Consider the following 8,356-nt stretch of genomic DNA (forward strand, 5'->3'; position numbering starts at 1 on the left):
GAAAGGCATGCGACGCGGAGCGTCGCACGATAAGTTCTGGTCAGACCGCGAGCAGGCGACGCGCTATGGCCGAATCTGCGCCAGACTGGACGGCTGAATGACGCGCTTGGCGTTGAGGTAGGCTTTCTGCCAGTAAGGCTTGTCGAGGCTGTCGAGCTTGACCGTGCCGCCGCTGGCCGGGGCATGTACGAAGCGGCCTTCGCCGACGTAGATGCCCGCGTGGGACACCTGCGAGCCGCCCGAGGTGGCGAAGAACACCAGATCTCCTGACTGCAATTGCTCGCGACGGATATTCGGCGCACCCATCACGATCATCTCGCGCGTGGAACGCGGCAGGGAAATGCCCGCGGCATCACGATAGACATAACCTATAAGACCGCTGCAATCAAAACCGGAGTCAGGCGTGTTGCCACCCCAGCGATAAGGCGTGCCAACCAGCCCCAACGCACGAAACAGCACGTCTTCGGCAGCCGGAGAAAGAATCTGAGGGGGAGCAGTGACCACCGGACGCTGAACGATCCGGGGTGCTTTGGGCGGTGGCGGCGCGCTGGCGCAAGCACCCAGCAACGCAGCAACGCAGCAACGCAGCAACAGAGATGACTATCAGGCGCAACGCAATCGACATAACCACAACAACCTATCCGGATGCGGCTTACGCTGCCGAGAAGCTCAAAAACGCAGAAAGACCCGAAGGTCTTGTTCTGCGCGTTCTATTTTATTTACGCCGCTTTGGCGCGGTCTTGACTGTAGTCGAAGTCATCGCTGTTGTCTGCGCGGCATCAGGCGTCGACTTCACAGCGACTGTACCTGGCGCCATTGCCAGAGGCCGCTTGGCCTCGATAAACGTCTTGCTCCAGTAGGCGTCATCGAGGCTGTCGATGCGTACACCGCCACTGCGACGGCTGCTGGAGTGAATGAACTGCTGATTACCGGCGTAGATCGCTGCATGGCTTACGCGACCACGGCCACGGGTACTGAAGAACAGTACATCGCCAGGCTGAAGGTTTTTGCGCGATACCAGCGGTGCGTCAACGTTGATCATTTCACGCGTGGAGCGCGGCAGGCTCATGCCAGCCTCTTCGCGAAACAGATAACCAATGAAGCCGCTGCAATCGAAACCCGAGGAAGTCGACGTGCCGCCGAACTTGTAACGCGTGCCGATCAGGGACTTGCCACGTTCCAGAATGCTGTCGGCCAGAACCGGCAGTTGGTAGGACTTGTTGTCGGCGAAGTGAGCAAGCTCGTCTTCGGTGGCAATCTCGTCCTGCAAGGCTGCGGCGTCGGCGCGACGTGCTGCGGACTGAGCGTTTGCCGCGCTCTGATAACGAGCAACGGGCTGAGCCTGTTCTTGCTGTGCGACCGGCATATTGGCCGAGCAACCGAAGAGGAATGTAACGAGTGCGAGAGGCACGAGGGGTGCGAAGCGAACAACCTGCATGGGCACAACCGTGGCTGACTAGTTAAGATGGCGAGACTATGCCTTTTATGAAGGTGATTTGCAAATTCAATCGAACTAGATGTGACTTATGAGTTCCGCCATGACATGTGCTGCCCGGCACTGCAAAAAGACGTCCATCTGCGCGCTGTGATCGGTCGGCTGCGGATTGATTTCCGCCGTAAAACCCCCGGAAACTCTGGTGCGAATGACAGGTTCGTGAATGTAGGGGAAGCTTGCCGTGGTACCGATACTCAGGACTGCGTCATAGCCTTTAGCCAGTTGTTCATACAGTGTTTCCAGTGCCTTTTCAGGGAGCATTTCCTGAAAAAGAACGACGGGCGGTCGCATAACGCCACTACATGCCGGGCATAAAGAGGGCAAAGGACGCTGCAAGTGCTCACTCAATTGCGGATCTTCAGCGCCACAGGATTGGCAAAACAGTGGCGAGAGTTGCCCGTGAATTTCGATCAGGCGTTCCGGCGGGCTGCCAGCGGCGCGGTGATAGCCGTCGACATTCTGGGTCAGCACCCAGCACTCGGGCTTGATGCGCTGCAACTGGGCGATGGCGTAATGCGCGATATTCGGCTCGCCACCCAGACACGCCCTGCCCAGTTCAGCGATGTACTTCCAGCACAGCTTGGGGTCACGGCGCAGCATGGGCCCGGACAAGGCCATCTCTATAGGCAGGCCGTCGTCGGTCTTGCCGTTGTACAGCCCGCCGACGCCGCGATAGGTCGGCAGGCCCGAATCAGCCGACAGGCCTGCCCCGGTGATCACCAGAATCCGTTGTGCATGGCGCAAGGCTGCCGCCGTTTGCATCAACAGCGCCTGATCTACCACCCCAGCGTCTCTTTAAGGAAGGGAATGGTCAGCTTGCGCTTTTCCTGGAGTGACGCTTGATCAAGGCGCTCAAGCAATTCGAACAGAGCGCTCATGCTGCGCGTACCACGCGTCAAAATGAAATGGCCTACCTCATCGGTGAGGTGCAGGCCGCGCCGTGACGCACGCAGTTGCAGCGCACGCAGCTTGTCTTCGTCGGACAGGCCACGCATCTGGAATACCAGAGCCATGGTCAGACGGGATTTCAGATCGGGGAGTTTGACCGGCAGTTCGCGGGGCGATTTGGACGCTGCTATGAGCAGACGACGCCCGCTGTCACGCAAACGGTTGAACAGGTGAAACAGGGCTTCTTCCCACTCCGGCTTGCCGACAATGGCTTGCAGGTCATCCAGGCACACCAGTTCGTACTGTTCAAGATGGTCGAACAGCTCGATACCTTCATCGATAACTTCGGCAAGCGGCAGATACACCGCAGGTTCGCCCAGCTGCTCGAAACGCAGGCACGCAGCCTGAAGCAGGTGCGTGCGCCCTACTCCATCCTTGCCCCACAGATAGATGAGGCTTTCCGTCCACCCAGCGTCGGCTTCGCACAGCCGCTCGACATAGCCGAGTGCAGCGGCATTGGCGCCTGGATAGTAATTGACGAAAGTGGCGTCATCACGCAGACGCACACTCAGGGGCAGCTGAATCGGTTTCATGCTGACTAACGGCTCATGCAAACCGTCAAGGGCCTCTGTGTAAAGAGCGCAAAGTTTATACCCGTGAAGCGGGTCGCACAATGCGACAGACCTCAAGCAAAATCAAAGGTTTGCGTCAGGGTGCGTAAAGCGCGGGTCGAGAAAGGGCGTTTTGAGGTGATGCATGCATTGCCTGCACAAGCCTCTTCACCGGGCAGTGAAGAGGCGTGCGATGCCCTTACAGCTCGGGATCTTCCGCACCTGCATAGATTTCCGAGTCTTTATAAACGTCGTGCATGTGGCGCACCAGCACCATGATCACTGCAGCGACCGGCAACGCCAGCAGAATGCCGGTGAAACCGAACAGCTCGCCACCCGCCAGAATCGCGAAGATCACCGCCACCGGGTGCAGACCGATGCGATCCCCTACCAGTAATGGCGTCAGCACCATACCTTCGAGGGCCTGACCGATCATGAACACCGCAACAATCCCCATCATCGGGTACAGGTCGCCGCCAAACTGGAACAACCCGGCGACCAGCGCCGAACCAATGCCGATCACAAAGCCCATATAAGGCACGATGGCAGCCAGACCGGCGATCACCCCGATCAACAGGCCCAGTTCCAGCCCGACCAGCATCAGACCGGCCGCGTAGATCACTCCGAGACCGACCATGACCAGCAACTGCCCACGTATGAACGCGCCCAGCACCTCGTGGCACTCGCCCGCCAGCTTGACGATTTGACCTTCACGCTGACGTGGCAGCAGACCGCGGATCTTGCCGGTCATGATGTCCCAGTCACGCAACAGGTAGAAACACACCACCGGAATCAGCACCAGATTGGTCAGCCAGCCGATCAGCGCCAGGCTGGACGCCGTAGCCTGGGACAGCACGACAGAGACGATATCCCCGGCCTGCCCCATGTGTTCGGAGATGGCTGCCTTGATCTTGTCGAACTTCCAGAACCCGTCTGCCAGCCCGAACTTGGCCTGCACCCACGGCAACGCCGAGTGTTGCAGCCAGTCGAGGATCTGCGGGGCCAGCTCATAAAGACGAAACAACTGCTTGGCCAGCATCGGCACCAGCACCAGCAGCAAGGCCATCAGCACCAGCGTGAACAGACCGAACACCGCCACCACGCTCAAGGTTCTGGACAGCCCGGCGCGCTCAAGACGATCCACCAGTGGATCGCCCATGTAGGCCAGCAGCAGCGCCACCAGAAAAGGGGTGAGGATCGTGTGCAACAGCACCACGAATGCGACCAGCAAGGCCAGGCCGCCGATCCAGAACCAACGCCGTGTATCAGTCATCAACATCCCTCAATCCAATGGAAAAGCGCTTTGCCGGTTTACCAGCGGAAATAAAGCTGTGGTGCAGACGCCGGAACAATCATCGCTGCGGGCGCAGGTGCCGGAACAGCAGCAGCTCCATTGGCTGGCGCAACCGGCGCAGTCGCATCGACAGGCGCAGCAGGCGGCGTTGCGGCAGCGGCTGCCTCGGCTGCGGGCACTTCCTGCAATTTGGCCAGCGACAACTGCGAGCGTAGCTGATCGGTGCTGCCACTGACCTCAAACACCACTTTATCGCCGTCAACAGAACTCAGACGCACGCCGAACGGATCAAGTAACTGAAGCAGTTGTGCATAGCGCTCCAGTGTCATGCCCTGAACCTGCACCAACAGGCCCGTCGAGGCACCGGGCTTGGCGACGAAACGTGGAGCCAGACGCTGGCTGACCGACAGCAGCACAGCGTCTGCCAAGGCTTCGGAAGTAGCCCCGGTCGCGGTGCCCTGCTCACGCTGATCACCCAGCCACAAGCGCCATTTGCCCTGCCACTGGCCTGCATCTTCCTTGGCGTGCACCGCCAGTATCGCGTCAGCACCGTAACGCTCGGAGGCTTCCTTGAGCGGTGCGGCATCAGTGCCTTCCAGTGTCTTGGCGTTACCGACGCCCTGCTCGCTCAAATCAGCCAGCGGCAGACGCAGCGGCAAACCGCGGTGTTGCGCAGCGCGGCGCAGCGGTTCGGCGGCAGCCTGACCGTCACCGACCAGATTCGAGCCTTCGACCGAGTCGTTCAGCCACCAGCCAAGGATCGACGGGCGATTGCTGCCCCAGATCGACAGGCCCGCATCACGCAACGCACGGTCTGTGGTCGCTGGATCGAAGTCCACCAGCAGGGTTTCCGGCGGACCGGCCTCGTAGCCGTACTGGCTGATAATTTGTTGCGGGTCTTTGCGCAGCGCGGCGATGGCCGAACCCTGCGCGGCCTTGGCGTCGCCGGTCAGGCGCAGCACCAGCGTTTCGACCGCGACCTGGGTGGCCCGTGTGCGCTCATCGGGCGACTGGCCAGTCACCGGCTCGCGGACCTGATAAAGGTTGCTGACCGTTTCGGCAAGGCTGGGGAGGCTGATCAGGGACAGACAGCCGACTAGAAGAACTCTGGAAAAACGCATGGACAGTTCCCGAACGGAAAAAAAATAAAAAGAAGCTGTTTCAGGAGGTGTACAAGTCTGGGACAGCCTTGAACCACCAATCATTCAATTTGCGCATAAAGTACACCTTAAACGGCGGCACTCGCACTGACCGGAGCTGCCGGATCAGGTTTATTTGGCGCAACACCGCCCTGTTGTCGGCGCAAGGATGGCCCCTGGGGAGCAAGCCTGATAAAATCGCGCGCCTTCGCAGACCGGCAATCGCCACGGCCCAACATTACCACCGCATGACAGCGCGGTGCTGAACGGGTCCCAACGCAGCGGTCGATACCTCCGAATCCCCCCTAAAGGCCTGGATTTTTTATGAGCAAGCAACCCTCCCTGAGCTATAAAGACGCCGGTGTAGACATCGACGCCGGTGAAGCATTGGTCGAACGCATCAAGAGCGTCGCCAAGCGCACCAAGCGTCCGGAAGTCATGGGCGGCCTGGGAGGCTTCGGCGCCCTCTGCGAAATCCCGGCCGGCTACAAGCAACCAGTTCTGGTTTCCGGCACCGACGGCGTGGGCACCAAGCTGCGTCTGGCCCTGAACCTGAACAAGCACGACACCATCGGCATCGATCTGGTCGCCATGTGCGTCAACGATCTGGTGGTCTGCGGCGCAGAGCCTTTGTTCTTCCTTGATTACTACGCCACCGGCAAACTGAACGTCGACACCGCTGCCCAGGTCATCACCGGCATCGGCGCTGGCTGCGAACTGGCTGGCTGCTCGCTGGTCGGCGGCGAAACCGCTGAAATGCCGGGCATGTACGAAGGCGAAGACTACGACCTGGCTGGCTTCTGCGTCGGCGTCGTGGAAAAGGCCGAGATCATCGACGGTTCGAAAGTCGCTGCCGGTGATGCCCTGCTGGCCCTGCCATCGTCCGGCCCGCACTCCAACGGTTATTCGCTGATCCGCAAGATCATCGAAGTGGCCGGTGCCGATATCGAAAGCATTCAGCTGGACGGCAAGCCATTGACCGAGCTGCTGATGGCGCCAACCCGCATCTACGTCAAGCCGCTGCTCAAGCTGATCAAGGAAACCGGCGCGGTCAAGGCCATGGCCCACATCACCGGTGGCGGCCTGCTCGACAACATCCCGCGTGTTCTGCCGCAGGGCGCTCAGGCCGTTGTCGATGTTGCCAGCTGGCAGCGTCCGACCGTGTTCGACTGGCTGCAGCAGCAAGGCAACGTCGCAGAAAACGAAATGCACCGCGTGCTGAACTGCGGCGTGGGCATGGTCATCTGCGTTGCTCAGGAACACGTTGAAGCCGCGTTGAAGGTTCTGCGCGAAGCTGGCGAGCAGCCATGGGTGATCGGTCAGATCGCTACCGCTGCCGAAGGTGCAGCACAAGTCGAGCTGAAAAACCTCAAGGCGCATTGATGCCAGCCACCTGCGATGTCGTGGTGCTGCTGTCCGGCACCGGCGGCAACCTGCAAGCGATGATCGACAGTTTCAAGGACGGGTCCAGCCCGGTCCGCATCCGCGCGGTGATTTCCAACCGCGCCGATGCGTTCGGCCTGCAACGCGCCAGGGATGCAGGCATCGAAGCCTGCGTGCTGGATCACACTGCTTATGAAGGCCGCGAAGCCTTCGATGCAGCGCTGATCGAACTGATCGACACTTTCCAGCCACAGTTGGTGGTACTGGCCGGGTTCATGCGCATTCTCAGCGCAGGCTTCGTGCGCCATTTCCATGGTCGCCTTCTGAATATTCACCCTTCCCTGCTGCCGCGTTACAAAGGCTTGCACACGCACAAGCGTGCGCTGGAGGCTGGTGACGCCGAGCATGGCTGCAGCGTGCATTTCGTCACCGAGGAACTCGATGGCGGCCCACTGGTCGTACAGGCAGTTATTTCGGTACAGTTGCACGACACGCCCACAACGCTCGCGCAACGGGTCCATGTTCAAGAGCACCGTATTTACCCACTGGCCATTCGCTGGTTTGCCGAGGGCCGACTGAGCCTTGGTGAACAAGGTGCGTTACTCGATAGCCAGTTACTCCCGGCCAGCGGCCATCTGATTCGACATTAGGAGATACTATGCGTCGCGCTCTGCTCTTCGCTTTCGCTCTGCTCGCCTTGCCTGCCGTACAGGCCGCAGACCTTCAACCTTTCTCCGCCAGCTACACCGCCGACTGGAAACAGCTGCCCATGAGCGGCACGGCTGAACGCAGCCTGGAAGCAGGAGCCAATGGCACCTGGACCCTGAGCTTCAAGGCCTCGATGATGATTGCCAGCCTGACGGAAGTCAGCACACTGAAGGTCGACAAGGAAACCTTGCTGCCACAGACCTACAGCTTCGAGCGCAGCGGCCTGGGCAAATCCAAGAAGGTTGATCTGGCGTTCGACTGGAACACCAAGTTCGTCACCGGCACCGACCGTGGCGATGCGATCAAGCTGCCGCTCAACCGTGGCATCCTCGACAAGTCCACGTATCAGCTGGCGTTGCAACACGACATCGCTGATGGCAAGAAGAGCATGAGCTACCAGGTGGTCGACGGTGATGAAGTAGACACCTACGACTTCCGCGTACTGGGCTCGGAAAAGGTTACCACCAAGACTGGCCAGGTCGATGCGATCAAGGTCGAGCGCGTGCGTGACCCGACGCAAAGCAAGCGCACCACCGTGCTGTGGTTCGCCAAGGACTGGGATTACCTGCTAGTGCGCCTGCAACAGGTCGAAACCGACGGTAAGGAATACAACATCGTGCTGCTCGACGGCACCGTGAACGGCAAGGCCGTCAAAGGCAGCTGATTGCCCTGACCGCTTGCCATACAGAGCCCCGCTTATTAGCGGGGCTTTTTATTGGCTGCAAACAAGAGGACGCAGAGCGTCCAGAACGGCATGCCGACGCGGAGCGTCGCACGATAGTTGAATTACCGTTCCTCACGCTCCAGCGTGGGAATGTCTGTCGTGACGCTCTGCGTC

Annotated in this window: 9 protein-coding genes; 3 read left to right on the forward strand and 6 right to left on the reverse strand. The window is 60.0% G+C overall.

The window, feature by feature from the left end:
- Window positions 1-63: 63 nt before the first annotated feature.
- From ALO64_RS03355 to ALO64_RS03380, 6 genes are all read right to left on the reverse strand, one after another.
- Window positions 64-594 (reverse strand): C40 family peptidase, encoded by a 531-nt coding sequence (locus tag ALO64_RS03355; RefSeq protein WP_044343362.1) that lies wholly within the window; start codon window positions 592-594, stop codon window positions 64-66.
- Window positions 595-715: 121 nt separating this feature from the next.
- Entirely contained in the window at window positions 716-1,438 is a 723-nt protein-coding gene (locus tag ALO64_RS03360; protein ID WP_004667826.1) for a C40 family peptidase, read from the reverse strand.
- Between the two features lie 75 nt (window positions 1,439-1,513).
- Window positions 1,514-2,278: an NAD-dependent deacylase gene (locus tag ALO64_RS03365; RefSeq protein ID WP_044343363.1), complete on the reverse strand. Its 765-nt coding sequence runs from the start codon at window positions 2,276-2,278 to the stop codon at window positions 1,514-1,516.
- Complete coding sequence (gene hda, locus ALO64_RS03370; protein ID WP_002554607.1) at window positions 2,272-2,976, reverse strand: DnaA regulatory inactivator Hda; 705 nt, start codon at window positions 2,974-2,976, stop codon at window positions 2,272-2,274. The genes ALO64_RS03365 and hda overlap by 7 nt, the downstream gene beginning before the upstream one ends.
- A gap of 217 nt (window positions 2,977-3,193) precedes the next feature.
- Window positions 3,194-4,267 carry an AI-2E family transporter gene (locus ALO64_RS03375; RefSeq protein WP_002554608.1) on the reverse strand — a complete coding sequence of 358 codons (1,074 nt, stop codon included), beginning with the start codon at window positions 4,265-4,267 and terminating at the stop codon, window positions 3,194-3,196.
- Between the two features lie 38 nt (window positions 4,268-4,305).
- Complete coding sequence (locus ALO64_RS03380) at window positions 4,306-5,409, reverse strand: DUF2066 domain-containing protein (RefSeq protein WP_044323584.1); 1,104 nt, start codon at window positions 5,407-5,409, stop codon at window positions 4,306-4,308.
- 342 nt (window positions 5,410-5,751) lie between these two features.
- Here ALO64_RS03380 and purM point away from each other — a divergent pair, with 342 nt between their 5' ends.
- The 3 genes from purM to ALO64_RS03395 are packed head-to-tail and all read left to right on the forward strand — an operon-like array spanning window position 5,752 to window position 8,182.
- Complete coding sequence (gene purM / locus ALO64_RS03385; protein WP_044343364.1) at window positions 5,752-6,810, forward strand: phosphoribosylformylglycinamidine cyclo-ligase; 1,059 nt, start codon at window positions 5,752-5,754, stop codon at window positions 6,808-6,810.
- A complete protein-coding gene (gene purN / locus ALO64_RS03390) occupies window positions 6,810-7,460 on the forward strand; it encodes a phosphoribosylglycinamide formyltransferase (RefSeq protein ID WP_005783262.1) in 651 nt (216 codons plus the stop codon). Before purM ends, purN begins: the two co-directional genes overlap by 1 nt.
- A gap of 8 nt (window positions 7,461-7,468) precedes the next feature.
- Window positions 7,469-8,182, forward strand: a complete 714-nt coding sequence (locus tag ALO64_RS03395) for a DUF3108 domain-containing protein (protein ID WP_004665988.1) — start codon at window positions 7,469-7,471, stop codon at window positions 8,180-8,182.
- Window positions 8,183-8,356: the final 174 nt, after the last annotated feature.

The organism is Pseudomonas meliae, from assembly GCF_001400515.1.
In the GTDB taxonomy this organism is placed as follows: Bacteria; Pseudomonadota; Gammaproteobacteria; order Pseudomonadales; family Pseudomonadaceae; genus Aquipseudomonas; species Aquipseudomonas amygdali.